Source organism: Streptomyces sp. NPDC030021 (genome assembly GCF_055574035.1).
The window spans coordinates 25,230-41,413 of record NZ_JBVIAH010000034.1; the positions used below are offsets into that span (position 1 = coordinate 25,230).

The following is a 16,184-nucleotide window of genomic DNA, read 5'->3' on the forward strand; positions in this document are numbered from 1 at the left end:
CTCGCAGGCGGACACCCACCAGGCCTGCCGGACAAGCATTCCGGCGGATACCACGCGAGCGGACCTCTCCCGGGGTCGGTAATGAACGGGCTGCCTGGAGGGCTCGGTCGCAGAGGAGTCTTGATGACCGCTCTCACGGACACGAACCTGTCGCGCAGTTGGAAGCGCTCCACCCCGAGGCGCCAAGATCCGGACCATTCACGGACCAGCCACCGACCGGCAGACCCACTCATCACTGTTTCGGCTGGTCAGAGGCAGTGCGGCCCCTGTACCACCAGGAGACGAAGAACATGCTGGTGTCGTACTCGTCGAAGCGTCTCGGCTTCTCCTAGAGGCACGAGAAATGGCACCTGACCTGGGCTTTTGCCCATCAGGCGCCGTCAGCTCTACTCGCTCGAAGCGGGAATCGATTTGCTCCGTAACGAGATCCCGGCAGGCCGGAGGTCGTACGGACGCTTGGCCAGCCCCGTGGCGAGTTCCGTCCGGGCCAGGACGTACTTCCTTGCCCTCGACCAAGTGGTGCCGTACGCCCCAGCCTCCACGTAGTTGCCCGCCTGATTCCGGAACAGCCGCCCATCCGGGGCGACGCCGAAACGGTCGATGTACGCGCGAACCATGCTCACGAACTGGGGGGATGGGCACGGGGCGGGTCGCCGTGGCGGCACGGCGCTTGAGCGAGTGCACTTCGTGCACCTCGCCGTCGTCCGTCCATTCCTTCGCGCCGCAACTGCGGGCCGTTCCCGAAGACTTGTCGGAAGATCACAAGTTCCGCGATGGCCGGTCGGCTCCGGGCTACGCTCCCCGCTGCGGGTACCGCGCCACCTGCACCATACGGGCAACCACGCTGAACGCCCGGGCCTGCCATGAGATCGCCGTCCGCCTGCGGTTGCTCTCAGGGCAAACCAACCACCATGTCCAAGACCTCGCACAGATCGGCCGGCATTTGGAGGAAGCCGTCGCGGTCCTGCCGCCTATCACACCCCCGCACCGCACCCCGCTCACCGGCTGTTGGCACCACGCCCGTGGCCGCAGCACCTTCGGCCGCAACCGCGTCCACGCAACGACGATAGCCCCTGCCCCCGCCCCGCACTCCCTCTGATGGAAAGCCCTGCCCTGTTGACCCTGGCCGAACACCCGACCACCGCCCCGCCGCTCGCCACATACGGCGCCGTACTGGGCAGCCGACACGTTGTCCGCCTGCTCGGCGGCACTTTGATCGGGCGCCTGCCCAACTCCATGGTTCCGGTGGGGCTCGTCCTGTGGATCACCGGCGGCGGAGGGTCGCTGGCCTTCGCCGGAATGCTCGCCGCCCTCTACGGACTGGCGTCCGGGCTGTCCCAGCCGGTCAAAGGCAGGCTGATGGACCGCTACGGTCAAACCCGTGTGTCGACACCGGCGGTGCTGCTCAACGCCAGCTGCCTGGCAGCGCTCCCCTTGACCCGGGCGGGCGGGCACCCCGCGGCGGTGACCGCGGTGGTCGGGCTCGCGGGTCTGGTCACACCGCCGCTGGAGGCAGGGCTTCGGGCGCTTTGGCCGACAGTCCTGCCTGACTTCGGGCGGCGCCGAGTCGTCCAAGCCCTCGACACCGGCTCGCAGGGACTCCTTTACATCGCTGGCCCCCTGCTCGCCTCGTGGCTGGCGACCACGCACGGGCCCGACGCCGCCTTGGCCGCGACCGCCGCCCTCGGGCTGGCGGGCACGACGGTCGTCCTGACCGCCGCACCGTCGCAGACCTGGCGTCCTGCCGCCGGGGTGACGGAAAGAGGACGGCTGATGAGCGCCGGCCTGGTCCTGCTGCTCACCGCACTGGCGGGAACGGGGTTCGCGGTCGGAGCGATGAACGTGTGGGCCGCAGGCATGGCGGCCACCCATGGGCGGGCAATGCTCTGCGGACTGCTGCCTGCCGTGTTCTCCACCGGCAGCTTCCTGGGCAGCCTGATCTACGCCCGCCGGGCGTGGCCCGGCACGACCAATTCCCAGCTCATTACCACCAGCGCCCTGTTCCTCCTCGGCTGGGCGCCCCTGCTGACCCAGCCCGATCCCGGCACAGCCTTCGCCCTCACGGCGATCCCGGGGCTGTTCTTCACCTTGATCATCACCAACGGCTTCCACACCGTGGACGCTCTCGCCTCCGCCTCCCGCACCACCGAGGGGTACTCCTGGCTGATCCTTTCGGTCGGCACCGGGCAGGCGGCCGGAACCGCGCTCGCCGCAACCCTCGCCGCCCACCCCGATGTTCTCGCCGCGCTCCCCACCGGCGGCGCCGCCACCGCGCTGACCATCCTCATCCTCGCCCGCCGCAAGCTCGGCCCGGGCCGTCGCCTCGGCCGCCACCGGCGTCCCCGGCAACAAGGACATCCTCGCCGAATGCAGCCACCGACTCGATGGAGGGCGGCGGGCACGCGCTCGTTGCTCTTGGTGTCGACCGGCTGTGAAAGGGCGCTGCGCGCCTTGGCTGGTCACGCTCGGGGGAATCGGCATCGCCGCGGGCGAGCGCCGCTTGACCATCCGGCGGCCCGGTTACGGTACCGAGTCAATAGCGTTCGCCGGCCTCAGACGCCGCCTCCGGCCTCCAGGCCGTCGTGGAGATCGGCGACGGTGTCGGCGACCGCCCGGACCGTCTCGATGGTGACCAGCTCGTCGATTCCGCCTCGGCCCGATCCGCGATCCGTTGACGGGCATACCACGCGTGTCGAGCGCTTCCACGAGACGCCGCACGACGTGGTCGGGCATGTGGCGGTTCACGTCGTCGGCGAGTTCCACGAACCGGGAAGGGACTCCGAGCTCCTGCTGGACCTTCCACGAGACGAACAACGGGTCGACGGGCAGGCAGTGCCCACCGAATCCCGGCCCCGGTGTCCAGGACCGCGCGGAGCCGCGAGGAGGTCCTCGGCCGTAGGGCCGTCGCCCGGGGAGCGGCGGCTCTGCCGACGGCGAGCCGAGCACCGAGGCTGTTCATCAGGGCCAGGTATCGCGCTCGGCCACAGCACGCTGCGCGCAGCGCCGCGGAGTCGGTGCCGGGCCCCGCGGCGCTGCGGGCGGGGGTGGCGTACGAGCAGAAGTCATGGACGGGGTTTGTTGCTGTCCGCTGTTCAGGCAGCCGTGTTCGCCTCGGGAGGTGTTCCGGGTCCGTTGGCGATGACCATGCGGCGCGTGTGACGGGCCGGTCCTCCTGCCGCAGCGCGGTTCGGTATCCGCATCTACGCGTCGAGCTCCGGGAGACGCTCTTCAGGGGCGGCCGGGCGGCCTTCGGCCAGCCAGAACACGTAGTCGCGAAGGTACTCATCGAGGCCGTGGTCCAAGTGGGCGAGGTACGTCCGTGCTCCTTCGGCGGCGTCCCGGAACTCCTCATGCTCGGACGTGGCCCACTCGCCCCACCCTACGCACGCGGCCCACTCGCGGGCCCTGCCGCGCTCGCGCCACCAGTCCCGGACCAGCTCCGGGGTCCAGTGGCGGTCGCCGTCCCCGCCATACCCCCCGAAGGGGTCGCACTCCGCAGCGCAAGTCAACTCGTGTACCCCGGAAGCCCGGACGGGCTGACGGTAGACGAACTCGGTGCAGTACTCGTCTTCGTACGCGACGTGCCGGGGCGCGCACTGCCGCCCGGTGAGGCAGTTGTCGGTGCTGGCCGTGTAGAACGGGCCCGGGACGTTTCGCCAGTCCCGCTTCTGCCACCCGTCGGGTGCAGGCCCGGACCAGTCATGCCTCACAAGGTCGCCCCGCCACAGCGGATGGGGCTCGCCCGCCAAGGCGCGGACGGTCGGTATCGGATCCCAGTAGGTCATGATCCGCAGGATGCCAGAGGGCCTGGTGGCGACCGCCGCAAGCTCGTGGTCCCCGCGCACCTCGGCTACGGGGACCGTGGTGCTGGAACGGCGATCCGTCCCGGTAACCCTCGTCTTCGTCGTGGACCTCTTCGCGGTGAAGTAGCCCGGGGCGGGTGTGGGGGTACGTTCGGCCGTACGGGGTGCGTCCCTGGCCATCAGGGCCGCGACGGGGGCCGCACCCCGACACGGTCCTGTTGGGTTCACTCCTCGGGGCTGGTGAGCTTCTCGGCCTTGCGCGCTGCCGTCTCCGCCCGCGCCCGTGCCTTCGAAGCGGCCCGCCCGGCCTCCCGATGGCGGGCGGCGGCTTCCGCCATCGCCACACGGGCCTTGCTCCGCCGTTCCTTCGCCGCCGCCACTTCTTCCTCCGCCGCTGCCACGGCCGCGGCCGTGGAGTCCACCAGCTCCTGCCCGTCGGCGTACCCGGCTTCGAGCCGGTCGGCTTCGGCTCGTGCCTCGGCCGACTCCGCCCTGGCCGCCTCCACCCGCTCCCGGCGTACCCGCATCGCAGTCGCACCCGCATCCGTCTTCCGGGCAGGGGGCGGGGTCTGTTCCGTCGCGTCGCCGGTGGGCGCGGCTGGCGGCTTGCTGCTCGGCAGAGCCGCACCCGGCCGCGGTTCCAGGCCGGCGAACCCCAGGACCGCATCCGGCGCCTTCACCAAACGCCCCGCCGCCCAACGCGCCGCGACGTCCCCGTCGGCGAGGACCGCGTGGAGAATCTGCTCGACCTCGTGCAGCGCCGGCCCGCTCACCGTCTGCCCGGCCTCGGCCGCGAGAGTGCGAGCGGTGCGCGCGAGCCGGCCGATCACCACATGCTGATCATGCGAGAGCTTCCTCAGCTGCTCGGCATCCAGCGTCCGGTGCGCCGTACGAAGTGCCTGGCCCAGCTGGAGGAGCCCCTGTGTCTCATCAGGGCGGTGCCGTGCCAGCAGCCCCGCCGCCCACACCGCGACCGTCGGCCTCTTCAGCGCCGCGACCGCGGCGGCGAGTTCCGTGTCACCGGTCTTCCGCGCCCGCGCCACGTAGCCATTCCGGGCCGCCGTGAATTCCGCGGGCTGCAGTCCGTAAAGCTCCACCGTCACCGACTCCACGTCCATGCCGGGCAGTCTCCCGTGTCGTGCGCACGGTGGATGTCAGTGAATGTGCAGGGTTATGACAGTGGGATCGCAGTGTTGCTGTCTTGGATAGCGGTCTATTCCTCGTCCTCGGCTACCTGCGGCTGCGGGGATGCGGAATCGGGCAGCGGGACCGCAGCAGGTGGCAGGGCCGGGCCGGGCGGCATGCGATCCAAGACTTGCGCCAACCGTTCGAGCATTTCTTCCGGTTCGGCAAGATGGGTGGCCTCGACACTGACAGTAGCGCCGTCGGACCGAGTGATCTCTAGCTTCACATCGGACTTTCGTTGCCGAAGCCAGACGAGAAGGACACGGGCCAGAGGTGTCACCGCTGCGGTCGCTGTGGCAGCAAATACGGCTGCTTCGGTGAACACGATGCGCCGCGTCGGGACCTTGTGGGCGCGGTCCAGCGCCGAGATTGTCTCGGTTGCCTGGTGTTCCACGCCTGAGATGGTGAACTCGTTCATGCATTGCCGGAGGATGGATCTGATCTCTTTGACCACCTCAGCAGGCACCTTGCCGCGTGTCTGCTGAGCTACGTCTTGAGCGGCATCGGCATCCCCATTGTTGGGGACCAGTGGGGACAGAAGGGCCAAACCGCGGGGCGCTTCAGGAGACCCTGACCTGACCGCGAGATCGAGCAGTGACACCGCCTCCCGCAGGACACCTAGGTCAATATCGACGGGCGCACCGTCTGCGATCCACACCTCATGGCTCAGCTGGTCAAACAGCCTGCGCATCTTCCGGTCGGCCTCGTCCTCCGGATCCAACGAGTCCGCTGTCGATTCCAGCGAAGCCAGGACCTGCCGGACAAGGCTGACTTCGACCTGTACGGGCACTTGCTTCAGAGCATCCACGAGGTCGGGGCTGTCGCCGTACTGCTCCAAATCCTGCGCGACCGCATCCAACTCGTAGAGCAGCATTTCAAGCAGGGCGTCTGCCTGGTCGCCTGGTTGCTGCTTCATATGGCCTGCTATCGCGTACAAGTCGCTGAGCAGCATCTTGATGGCCAAAGTTCCCCCCTGGTACTCGGCCTGATGGTCTCCCGCGTGCGCCGTGATTATGCCCAGGCGAGGCAAGTTCGAACACGCATACCGGCCCTGCGCACGATCCCCGCGCCGAGGTCCGGGCCCTCCCCCGCACCAGTCGACGCCCTCACCGGACGGAAGGAGCCCACGCGTCCATACGCGGCCCGATCCAGCCCCGAGGCCCAGGTCCTCCTGCGCGTCTGGGGCGACGGTGGAATCGACCCCGGCCGCTTCCACGACGACGTGCTCTACAGCCTCCTGGCACTCTCCGTGTCGCCGCCGCCTACTGACAGGGACTCTGCGTCCCCACTGTCATAACCCTGCGCATCCCACTGACATCAACCCTGCGCACGACATCCCGCCCCAGCCATGGCCAGGCCCGCACCCCGAACAGGACCGCGCGTCGGCGTTCGACGCGGCATCTCGTTCCCGGAGGCGCCGTACCTCTGCTTCGCCTTCTGCCGGGCTGACTCCACGCCGGTCAAGCAGGGGATACACAGGGGGGCCCGCCGACCCCGTAGCGTCGAGGGTACTGCGGACGTTCACCAGAGGACGACGAGCCGCAGACGGTGCTCGACCTGACGGCAGTACGGGCCGGGCACCCCATGTGCAGCACTCCGTGCCCGGCCCGGGGCCCTGGAATAAGGTCCCCCGCTCTGGTCCAGGCCGATGGTCTCTCCGTCGGCAGACGCCTCCGTGCGTGCGCCGGTGCTCAGAGGGACTGGAGCCAGAACGACAGCCAGGTGACGAGGGCGGCGCCCGCAGCCCCGGCGGCTCCCAAAAGCGCTTGGTGCAGCAGCCGGCGCAGCAGTCGGCGCAGCCGCCTCGATCGATGTGGGCGAGGTCGGCGGCACGGCAGCGGGGGGTGGGCCTTGCGCTGCTCGATGACGTCCTGCGGTCTCATGTGCCTGTTTCTCCCATGGTCGAGGGTGGCGGGCGCCGCCCCCCTCATGGTGCGCGCACAGTGCCGCCAAACAGGGTCGTGTGGTGTTGCCATCGCGGATGGCAGCGCATGCCGAACTGCCGCCGGTGTTGCCGTTCGGGACGGCAACACCCGTTGCAGCGCTACCAGGCTCGGCAGCCCGGATACTGGACGTTCGGTCGTCCCCTTGGCATCTGCGGCGAGGTTGTTTCTCATGGAGCGCACGGCACAGGCGGCTCGCCTGTCACCCCTGAAAGAAGGCCTTTCGCCGCAGAAACGGGCCTTTGCCGAGGACCTCCGTGGCGTCTTCCTCGCCCTGGGCATCAGCGTCCGTCGCTACGCTGTCCGCCGGCACCTGGATCCGAGCACGGTGACCCGCTACCTCGCAGCGGAGCGCGTCCCCCCGTGGGACTTCGTTGCCACCGTCCTTGCGGACCTGCGTGAGGACGGGTCACCGATCACCTTCGAAGCCGAGAGCGGCCTGCGTGCTCTGCACCGCGAGGCGCTGAGCTCACACCGGGGCGACACCGAGAAGCAGGCCATCCAGGACCGGCTGGCCGAGGCGGACGAGGAGACCCGCCGTATCAAGACGCTCCAGCGGGCCTTGGAAGAAGCCCTGTCAGACCGCAACCGACAGCTCGCCGAGACGCACCGGCGGTGTCGTCAGTTGCATGTCGAACTGGAAGGGCAGCGGCTCGCCCATCGGGCCGACCTCGACATGTGGCAGGGCGAGATCCACGAACTCGAAACCGAGTGCGAGCGGCTCGAACAGGAAGTGCTGTACCTCCGGGAGGCGCTGGCCGTTGCCCGCGCGGAACTCATCGCGGCCGAGGATCAGTGCCACCACCTGGAGGCGCAACTGGAAGACGTCCAGGACCTTGGCAGCGAGCCGGCCGGCCGCATCGGCCCGGTCTCGCTGATGGCCGCGCTTGAGGAGACCGACCGCAGCGCTTCGGTGCCGGAACTGATCGCCGTCATCGGTGATCTGGAGTCCCGCACTCAGCGGGCAATGGCGAGCGAGTTGGTGGCCTCGGTCAGCCGTTCCCGGGAGGTCCAAGAGGTCACGGCGCTCCTGGCTGCGCTCAAGGAGGCCGGACTCCACGCGCACGCGGAGGCGGCCCTGCCGGCTCTGGTGATGACGCGCTCGGTCGAGGACACCTGTGCGCTGATGGTGCACCTGCACCGAGCGGGGCTGGAGGACCATCTCGTACAGCTGCTGCGCGCCTCGGTTCAGTTGCACACCCCGCGCGATGTCGCGGTACTCGTCCGCAGCCTGCACGGATGCGGCCTGCGGGAACAGGCCGAGACCTTACTCGGTGCCGTCGGCGCGACGCGACCGGTGCCGGACGTGATCGTGCTGCTCACCTGGCTGATCGGAACGGGTCTGGACACCGCAGTCGTGTCGGCGGTCGAGGCGGTGGCTGCCGAGCGAACCGTCGCCGACATCGTCGCCCTCAGCCGGGCTCTCACGGAGGCGGGCATGCACGCCGTCAAGGGCACGCTGCATGCGGGGGCGGCGAACTGTAGGTCGGCCTCCGACGTTGCCGAGCTGACCGAGGAGCTATCCCGCAGCGGCCTGCACGTGGATGCCGAGACGGTCTTCCGCGCCACCCAAAATCGGAAGGTCGAGCATCTTCTCGCCCTTATCTCGGCCTTGCAGGCCATGCACAAGCACGAGGCCGCGGCCGCCGTCGTCAACTACGCCATCGCTTCCCGCCCGACGGCTGACGCCTGTGTACTGATTACCGACTTGCATGCGACCGGCCGCCACCGGCAGGCCTCGGAGGCATTGGTCACCGCCCTCCGGACGATCCCACGGCGCGAACTGCCGAACCTGCTGGATGCGCTGGACCGGACGTATCCGGGAACGGAAGCTCTACTGGCGGGCATGGCCCGCTCCGTCGGACCCGAGGCGGCTGCCGCCGTGGTAATCGAGCTGGAGAAGAACGGACGGGCCGACAACGCGTGGACCGTCTACACCTGCTCCCTGGAGGACCGACCCACCGGTCACGTCGGGCAGTTCCTCCTCCAACTGCGCCACGCCGGATCGATGTTCACCGACAGCACCATGCTGGCGCGACAAGCCGAGGGCGGAGCGCCCGCGGCGACGGCTCCGCTGCTGCTCGCTCTTGCCGCAGCGGACCTGCAGCAGGAACTCGAACGGGCACTGGAGGTCCTGGTACTGCGGGACGCGGAGGAGATCGTGCTCCTTCTCCAGCAGCTGGCTCGGCTCGACAACGCAGCTCAACCCGCCCGCGCGGCGATAGGCAACCGGGTCGTCTGGGCGACCGCCAGGAGACGGTCCGCGACTCACCAGTCCAACCTGGTGGTGGCCTTGGAAGCCTCCGGACTGCAGACCAACGCCACCGAACTGGTCTCGGCGGCCACCGCATGCCAAGGGCGAAGATTCACCGAGGCTCTGAAAAAGGAGCGCACCAAGCACGAACAGAAGGTGTTCTCGCGGGCCTTCTGGCAGCCTCTGCAGCCGCCCCATGGCTAATCACAGCGTGTCCACTGGAGGGCGGGCACCGGTCGCACGGGGGAGCGTGCCGCTCCCGGCCACCGGGACGTGGGGTGCGCCGGGCAAGGGCGGCGCCCAGGCCGGCATCGTGCTCACCGCGCCGCAGTACGGGATCCCGCTGTTGTTCATCGAGGTCGACAACTGCCACGAGACCGCCGAGGAGATCGCGGCGAAGCTCGCGAAGTACCGCTCCGGCCGGCGCCTCAAGGACTGGATCACCGCCACCCGCACCGCGGACCTGCCCTGCTCCGCGAACGTGTACTCCTCACCGCGGCACAAGGCGGCCACCGCCACCAGGCGGCGATACCCTTGATAGAACTGCTTCATGAGTTCGAACGACGACCAGATCGCGCAGGTCGAGCACCACTTCGGAGTCCGCTTTCCCGAGGACTACCGGGACTTCCTGGGAACCACAGGGAGTCTGAGTCAGTTCATTCCTCCCACTGACGACTTCCTGGTGATTGACGCGCCGGCCGAGCTCATCGGCATCAATGAGGCTGGAGAGTTCCAGAAGCGCTTCCCCGGCGCCGTCGTCATCGGCGGGGACGGAAGCCGCGAACTGCTTGCCTATGACTTTCGTCAGGACACCCCGCCTCTGGTGACGCTCGATGTATCCGCGGAGAACTGGTCATCCGCCATCTACCAGGCACCGTCCCTCACCGCCCTGCTCAAGGAGTTCCCCCGAACCGGATGGAAGTGGGACGACACCGATTCCGCGCACTCCTGACCACCGCCCTTACGGAATGTGTGCCAGAACCGAGTCCTGAGAACGTCTGTTGGTCAGCGCTGGGATCGCCCGTTTCCACGTGAGCGCGATGTCGCCGAGTAGGGGAAACACCTCGGTGCTTGATTCGGGACCCTGGTCGTGCTCTGCAACGGCAGGCCCAGCGGACCGGCCAACCGGCCTCGGGCCGAGCGGCAGCCGACGCATCGTTCGCTCGGCGGCGTCGGTGGTACGAGACGGTGAGGATCGCCAGGAGCGGGCCCCAGGCGAGGCCCGCCGGATGCGGCCCGGCCGCCGCGCCCGGGGGGCAGTGCGCGACTCCCTGGCCGTCGGGGTGGCTGAAGCCGGTGGTCGGCGGTTGCTGGCAGACTTCTGCCTGCGGAGAGGCGCTCGCCGTCATCGCGCCGGTATGCGGGAGAACAGGGCGACATCGTGGAATCGGGACAACTTCCTCCTGGCCAGAAGCTGGCCAAGGGCTGGCCTGTGTCGCACTACGGGCCGGTGCCGAAGTTCCGGCCCGAGCGGTGGACCCTTCAGGTCTTCGGCGCCACCGCCTCCGGAGAGAAGTACAGCTGGACGTTCGACGAGGTGTCCGCCCTCCCCCGTATCACGGTCGTCACCGACATGCACTGCGCGTCCGGGCCCTCGACGGCCGATCACGAGTTCTACGGAGTGCCGGCCAAGACCTTGCTGGAGCTGGCGCCACCGGCGCCGCAGGTCACGCACGTCATGGCGTGGGCCGAGTACGGCTACAGCGCCAACCTGCGCCTGTCCGACTTCGCCTCGGACCGGACCCTGATGGCCATGCACCACAACGGGGAACCCCTGACCGTCGAGCACGGCTTTCCACTCCGCCTGGTCGTGCCGCACCTGTACGGCTACAAGGGACCGAAGTGGCTGCGCGGGATCGAGTACATGACCGCGGACCGGCGTGGGTTCTGGGAAGAGCGCGGCTACCACAACATCGCCGACCCTTGGAAAGAGCAGCGGCACTCCTACCAGGAAGACTCGCCCTAGAAGCACGAATCAGCGCGCGACGAAGGGGTCGTGGCCACCCGGGGGCTGCACAAGTCCTCCCCCGAGCCGGGACGTAGGGGTGGATCCCCGAGGCAGCAAGATCGCATACTCCGTCGACGGGAACTGTGGCGGCGTTGCCGGCAGTACCAAGCACCCGCTCCCGTGGGGAACACGTCTGCACTGCCGTAGCCGGCTGACAGGCCCGGGCCGGTGGCCCGCGGGCACGGGTGCCGGTCCTCAGCCCCGGCCGGCTGTCTGCCTACGCGTGTACCTGGACCATCCTTGCTGCTCACAGCTGGCGAGGGAGCGGTGTGCGGGCCGGTTTACACATCGCGACCGCAGGGCGTGATCGCCCGGTAATGCGGTCTTCCTACGGTCTTGGATGTGGGGATCTTCCCACTCCTGCCCACGCTCACCCGGCTTACGCGGGGCGAGGACTGTGGCCCTGGGGAAGGAGTCCCGGTGACGACGCCGGATGCGAAGGCGGAGAGCGTACGGACGGTCTGCTCGTACTGCGGCGTCGGTTGCGGCATGGTGTTCGACATCGGCCGGGACCCTGCCACCGGTCGGCGAACCGCCGAGAAGATCTCCGGGGACAAGCTCCACCCGACGAACTTCGGGCGGCTCTGCACGAAGGGCTCGACCAGCGCCGACATGATGGCCGCCACCGGGCGGGCCGCCACGGCGCTGGTCCGCACGGAACGCGGCGCCGAGCCCGAGGAAGCGCGCGTGGACGCGACGATCACGGCAGTCGCCGGACGACTGCGCGCCATCCTCGACGAACACGGCCCCGACGCGCTGTCCTTCTACGTCTCCGGACAGATGTCACTCGAAGCCCAGTACTTGGCCAACAAGCTCGCGAAGGGCTTCGTACGCACCAATCAGATCGAGTCCAACTCCCGTCTGTGCATGGCCAGTGCGGGCTCCGGATACAAGCTCTCGTTGGGTGCGGACGGGCCCCCCGGCTCCTATCAGGACTTCGACCGGGCCGATGCGTTCTTCGTCATCGGCGCGAACATGGCCGACTGCCACCCGATCCTGTTCCTGCGGATGATGGACCGGATCAAGGCGGCCGGGGCGAAACTGATCGTCGTCGACCCCCGGCGCAATTCCACCGCCGACAAGGCCGACCTGTTCCTGCAGATCAAGCCGGGCACGGACCTGGCCCTGCTGAACGGGCTCCTGCAGCTGCTGGTGGAGAACGGGCACACCGACGAGGCGTTCATCGCGGAGTTCACCGACGGCTGGGAGGACATGCCCGCCTTCCTGGCGGACTACCCGCCGGCGAAGGTCGCCGAGATCACCGGGATACCGGAAGCGGACATCCGGCAGGCCGCGCAGTGGATCGGCGAGGCCGGCGAGTGGATGAGCTGCTGGACGATGGGACTCAACCAGTCCACCCACGGCACCTGGAACACCAACGCCCTGGTCAACCTCCACCTCGCCACCGGGGCGATCTGCCGGCCCGGCTCCGGCCCGTTCTCGCTGACCGGCCAGCCCAACGCGATGGGCGGACGCGAAATGGGCTACATGGGCCCGGGTCTGCCCGGCCAGCGCTCCGTCCTCGTAGCCGAGGAGCGCGCGTTCATCGAGGACCTATGGGGCGTTGAAGCGGGCACGCTGCGCACCGAGGTGGGACGCGGGACCGTGGAGATGTTCGAGCAGATGGCCGCCGGGGACATCAAGGCCTGCTGGATCATCTGCACTAACCCGGTCGCCTCGGTCTCCAACCGCAAGACGGTCATCGCCGGCCTGGAGGCCGCGGAGCTCGTCATCACGCAGGACGTTTTCGCCGAGACCGAGACGACCGCCTACGCCGACGTCGTACTGCCCGCCACGCTGTGGGCGGAGTCCGACGGAATCATGATCAACTCTGAGCGGAACCTCACCCTCGTCCCAGGCGTCGTGGATCCGCCCGGGCAGGCGCTGCCCGACTGGCAGCTGATCGCCCGTGTCGCCTGCGAGATGGGTTTCGCCGAGGCCTTCACGTACGCCGGCGCCGAGGACGTCTTCGAGGAGCTGAAGCAGGCCTGGAACCCGAAGACGGGCTGGGACCTGCGCGGCGTCAGCTACCAGCGCCTGCGCCAGACCCCTGTCCAGTGGCCGACCCCGTCCCCGGAGGGCAGCGACCGCAACCCGATCCGCTACCTCAACGACGGCGTCAGCCAGACCCTGTTGGAACGCGAGGACGGCACCCGGCCCCGGTTGGCGTTCCCCACCGCCACCGGCCGCGCCCAGTTCTTCGGCCGCCCTCATCTGCCGGCTTCCGAGCTCCCCGACGACGACTATCCGTTCGTCCTGAACACCGGGCGTCTGCAACACCAGTGGCACACCCTGACCAAGACCGGCAAGGTTGCGAAGCTCAACAAGCTCAACCCCGGCCCGTTCGTCGAACTGCACCCCGACGACGCCGCCGCCATGAACGCCGGGGACGGGGACCACATCGAGGTCGCCTCCCGGCGCGGCCGCGCCGTCCTGCCCGCTGTCGTCACCGACCGCGTGCGCCCCGGGAACTGTTTCGCACCGTTCCACTGGAACGACCTGTTCGGGGAGTACCTCAGCGTCAACGCCGTCACCAACGACGCCGTCGACCCGATCTCGTTCCAGCCCGGGTTCAAGGCCTGCGCCGTGGCCTTGCGCGTGGTCGCCGCCCCGGAACCCGAGGAAAGCGCTGCCGTGTCCGCAGCCACTGCCACGGCCCCGTCCGTCCCGACGCAGCAACCACCTGGCCCGGCCTCCACGCCGCAGACCCGAGGCATGGACACGGCCGTGACCGCCCTCACCACCCTTTTCGGCCTGACCGACCTGGCCGGACCGGTGTTGGAGGAGCCGGAGCGCAGGTACCTCTCCGGATACCTGTCCGGCATCGCCGTGGCACCGCCCGGCGGCGTACCGGTACTGCCCGCCTCCGCCCCCTTCGCCCCGGCGACGGCGCTGTGGGTGGACGGCGTGCTGGCCGGCATGTTCTCCCGTACGGCCGCCCCCGCCGCTCCCGCCCTCGCACCGTCCGCCCCCGCCTCCCCCGGCCATGCCGTCGGCGCCGCCCCCGACGCAGTCAGGACCCGGCCGCTGATCGTGCTGTGGGCCTCACAGACCGGAAACGCCGAGGAGTTCGCCGCAACCGCAGCCACCCGCCTCACCGGGACCGGCCACACCCCGGCCCTGCTCGCCATGGCCGACGCCACCCCAGCGCAGCTCACCTCCGACACCGACCTGCTGATCGTCACCAGCACCTTCGGCGACGGCGACAGCCCCGACAACGGCGCCGGCTTCTGGCAAGCCCTCACCGCCCCCGACGCCGCCCGGCTGGACGGCCTGCGCTACTCCGTCCTGGCGTTCGGCGACTCCAGCTACGACGACTTCTGCGGCCACGGCCGCCGCCTGGACGAGCGCCTGACCGAACTCGGCGGCACCCGCCTGCACGCACGCACCGACTGTGAACCCGACTACGACGAGACCGCCGGACAGTGGCTCGACCAGATCTCCACCGCCCTCGCCACAGCAGCCGACCCGCAGCCCACCACCACCCCGGCACCCGCCGCGGTCGCCGCCGCAGGTGCAGCGGCACGCTCCGCAGCAGAGCCCGTCACCGTACCCGCCGCCACCCCGCCCACCGCATCCGGCGGCTACTCCAAGACCTCACCGTTCGCGACGCTCCTGATCGGGAACCGGCTGCTCAGCCTGCCCGGATCACAGAAGGAGGTGCGGCAGTTCGCCTTCGACACCCGTGGCGGGGAGCTCGCCTACGAGGCCGGAGACGCCCTCGGCGTATGGCCGGCCAACGGCTCCGCACTCGTCGCCGAATGGCTCGCCCTCACCGGCCTGGACCCCGACGAGGTCGTCGCCCTCCCCGACAGCGGCGACACCATCCCCCTCGGTGAAGCCCTGCGGACCCGCTTCGACATCGCCCGCATCACCCCGGACCTCCTCAGATTCGTCGCCTCACGCACGGGAGACCGGGACCTCCAACGACTGCTGCGCCCGGACAACAAGGGCGAGCTGGCGAAGTGGAGTTGGGGCCGGCAGGCCGCCGACGTCATCGGCGCCTTCCCCGTCCGGGCCTCGGCCGACGAGTGGACGGGAGTCCTCAAGCGGCTGCAGCCACGCCTGTACTCCATTTCCTCCAGTCCGCTCGCGCACCCGGGCGAGGTCCGACTGACCGTGTCCGTCGTCCGCTACACCAACGACCTGGGCCGGGACCGCAAGGGCGTCTGCTCCACCTACCTCGCGGACTGCGCCGACGACGGACCCGTCCAGGTGTTCGTCCAGCGCTCGCCCCACTTCCGCCCGCCGACCGGCTCCGCCACACCCATGATCATGGTCGGCCCGGGTACGGGAGTCGCACCGTTCATCGGGTTTCTGGAGGAGCGTCGGGCCAAGGGACACACCGCCCCCAACTGGCTGTTCTTCGGGGAACAGCGCGAAGCCACCGACTTCTGCCACCGCGAGGAACTGGAAGCATTCCTCGCCTCCGGCCACCTGGACCGCCTCGATGTCGCCTTCTCGCGCGATCAGCGCAACAAGATCTACGTTCAGGACCGCATGCGCGAGCACGGTCCCCGGCTGTGGCGGTGGCTGCAGGACGGCGCCCACTTCTACGTCTGCGGCGACGCCGGCCGCATGGCCAAGGACGTGGACCGGGCCCTGCATGAGATCGTCGCCGCGCACGGCGGTATGGACGCGGAATCGGCCGCCGCGTACGTACGGCAGATGGCCGGCGAAAGGCGCTACGTCCGCGACATCTACTGATCGGTCCGCAGCCGTGCAGCCGTGCAGCCGACGGACAGGCCACCGCCTGCGGCCGGACCGCGTTCGATGGATCGGACCGTATCTCCCTCGTCGGCAGGGCAGGTACTTCAGCTCTCACGGGGTCGCGCGCACGATGACGAGCGACCCTTCGTACGTCTCCTGCGTGCGCAGGTGGCCGAAGCGCTCGTCCCAGGCACCGGACTCCAGATCGCGGCGGAGCCTCTCGTAGAAACGCTCACGAGCGCCATCGTCGATGAAGCTCCATGTCGAACACGCCTGCCGGG

Annotated in this window: 11 protein-coding genes; 7 read left to right on the forward strand and 4 right to left on the reverse strand. The window is 69.3% G+C overall.

Annotated features, from left to right (window positions below):
• Positions 1–1,098: 1,098 nt before the first annotated feature.
• Positions 1,099–3,159, forward strand: a complete 2,061-nt coding sequence (locus ACZ4YL_RS38980; protein ID WP_468123035.1) for an MFS transporter — start codon at positions 1,099–1,101, stop codon at positions 3,157–3,159.
• A gap of 41 nt (positions 3,160–3,200) precedes the next feature.
• On the opposite strand, the gene ACZ4YL_RS38985 is transcribed toward ACZ4YL_RS38980, so the two are convergent.
• Positions 3,201–3,785, reverse strand: coding sequence for a ferredoxin (locus ACZ4YL_RS38985; protein ID WP_468123037.1), 585 nt, complete (start codon positions 3,783–3,785; stop codon positions 3,201–3,203).
• 10 nt (positions 3,786–3,795) lie between these two features.
• On the opposite strand from ACZ4YL_RS38985, the gene ACZ4YL_RS38990 reads away from it, so the two are divergent.
• Entirely contained in the window at positions 3,796–3,930 is a 135-nt protein-coding gene (locus ACZ4YL_RS38990; RefSeq protein ID WP_468123038.1) for a hypothetical protein, read from the forward strand.
• 97 nt (positions 3,931–4,027) lie between these two features.
• On the opposite strand, the gene ACZ4YL_RS38995 is transcribed toward ACZ4YL_RS38990, so the two are convergent.
• The 3 genes from ACZ4YL_RS38995 to ACZ4YL_RS39005 form a co-directional block, all read right to left on the reverse strand.
• A complete protein-coding gene (locus ACZ4YL_RS38995) occupies positions 4,028–4,921 on the reverse strand; it encodes a hypothetical protein (RefSeq protein ID WP_468123040.1) in 894 nt (297 codons plus the stop codon).
• A 95-nt stretch (positions 4,922–5,016) separates the two neighbouring features.
• Positions 5,017–5,952 (reverse strand): effector-associated constant component EACC1, encoded by a 936-nt coding sequence (locus ACZ4YL_RS39000; RefSeq protein WP_468123041.1) that lies wholly within the window; start codon positions 5,950–5,952, stop codon positions 5,017–5,019.
• Positions 5,953–6,679: 727 nt separating this feature from the next.
• A complete protein-coding gene (locus ACZ4YL_RS39005; protein ID WP_468123042.1) occupies positions 6,680–6,871 on the reverse strand; it encodes a hypothetical protein in 192 nt (63 codons plus the stop codon).
• Between the two features lie 232 nt (positions 6,872–7,103).
• Between ACZ4YL_RS39005 and ACZ4YL_RS39010 the strand changes: the two genes are divergently transcribed.
• From ACZ4YL_RS39010 to ACZ4YL_RS39030, 5 genes are all read left to right on the forward strand, one after another.
• Positions 7,104–9,389, forward strand: coding sequence for a coiled-coil domain-containing protein (locus ACZ4YL_RS39010; protein ID WP_468123044.1), 2,286 nt, complete (start codon positions 7,104–7,106; stop codon positions 9,387–9,389).
• A gap of 7 nt (positions 9,390–9,396) precedes the next feature.
• Positions 9,397–9,723 (forward strand): hypothetical protein, encoded by a 327-nt coding sequence (locus ACZ4YL_RS39015; RefSeq protein ID WP_468123046.1) that lies wholly within the window; start codon positions 9,397–9,399, stop codon positions 9,721–9,723.
• 12 nt (positions 9,724–9,735) lie between these two features.
• Positions 9,736–10,137 (forward strand): SMI1/KNR4 family protein, encoded by a 402-nt coding sequence (locus ACZ4YL_RS39020; RefSeq protein WP_468123048.1) that lies wholly within the window; start codon positions 9,736–9,738, stop codon positions 10,135–10,137.
• A 429-nt stretch (positions 10,138–10,566) separates the two neighbouring features.
• Complete coding sequence (locus ACZ4YL_RS39025; RefSeq protein WP_468123049.1) at positions 10,567–11,151, forward strand: sulfite oxidase-like oxidoreductase; 585 nt, start codon at positions 10,567–10,569, stop codon at positions 11,149–11,151.
• A gap of 462 nt (positions 11,152–11,613) precedes the next feature.
• Complete coding sequence (locus ACZ4YL_RS39030) at positions 11,614–15,900, forward strand: molybdopterin-dependent oxidoreductase (RefSeq protein ID WP_468123050.1); 4,287 nt, start codon at positions 11,614–11,616, stop codon at positions 15,898–15,900.
• Positions 15,901–16,184: the final 284 nt, after the last annotated feature.

Bases quoted from the DNA above. Each gene is read 5' to 3' on its own strand.
- ACZ4YL_RS38980 (WP_468123035.1), top strand. From the start codon at position 1,099: ATGGAAAGCCCTGCCCTGTTGACCCTGGCCGAACACCCGACCACCGCC.
- ACZ4YL_RS38985 (WP_468123037.1), bottom strand. From the start codon at position 3,785: ATGACCTACTGGGATCCGATACCGACCGTCCGCGCCTTGGCGGGCGAG.
- ACZ4YL_RS38990 (WP_468123038.1), top strand. From the start codon at position 3,796: ATGCCAGAGGGCCTGGTGGCGACCGCCGCAAGCTCGTGGTCCCCGCGC.
- ACZ4YL_RS38995 (WP_468123040.1), bottom strand. From the start codon at position 4,921: ATGGACGTGGAGTCGGTGACGGTGGAGCTTTACGGACTGCAGCCCGCG.
- ACZ4YL_RS39005 (WP_468123042.1), bottom strand. From the start codon at position 6,871: ATGAGACCGCAGGACGTCATCGAGCAGCGCAAGGCCCACCCCCCGCTG.
- ACZ4YL_RS39010 (WP_468123044.1), top strand. From the start codon at position 7,104: ATGGAGCGCACGGCACAGGCGGCTCGCCTGTCACCCCTGAAAGAAGGC.
- ACZ4YL_RS39020 (WP_468123048.1), top strand. From the start codon at position 9,736: ATGAGTTCGAACGACGACCAGATCGCGCAGGTCGAGCACCACTTCGGA.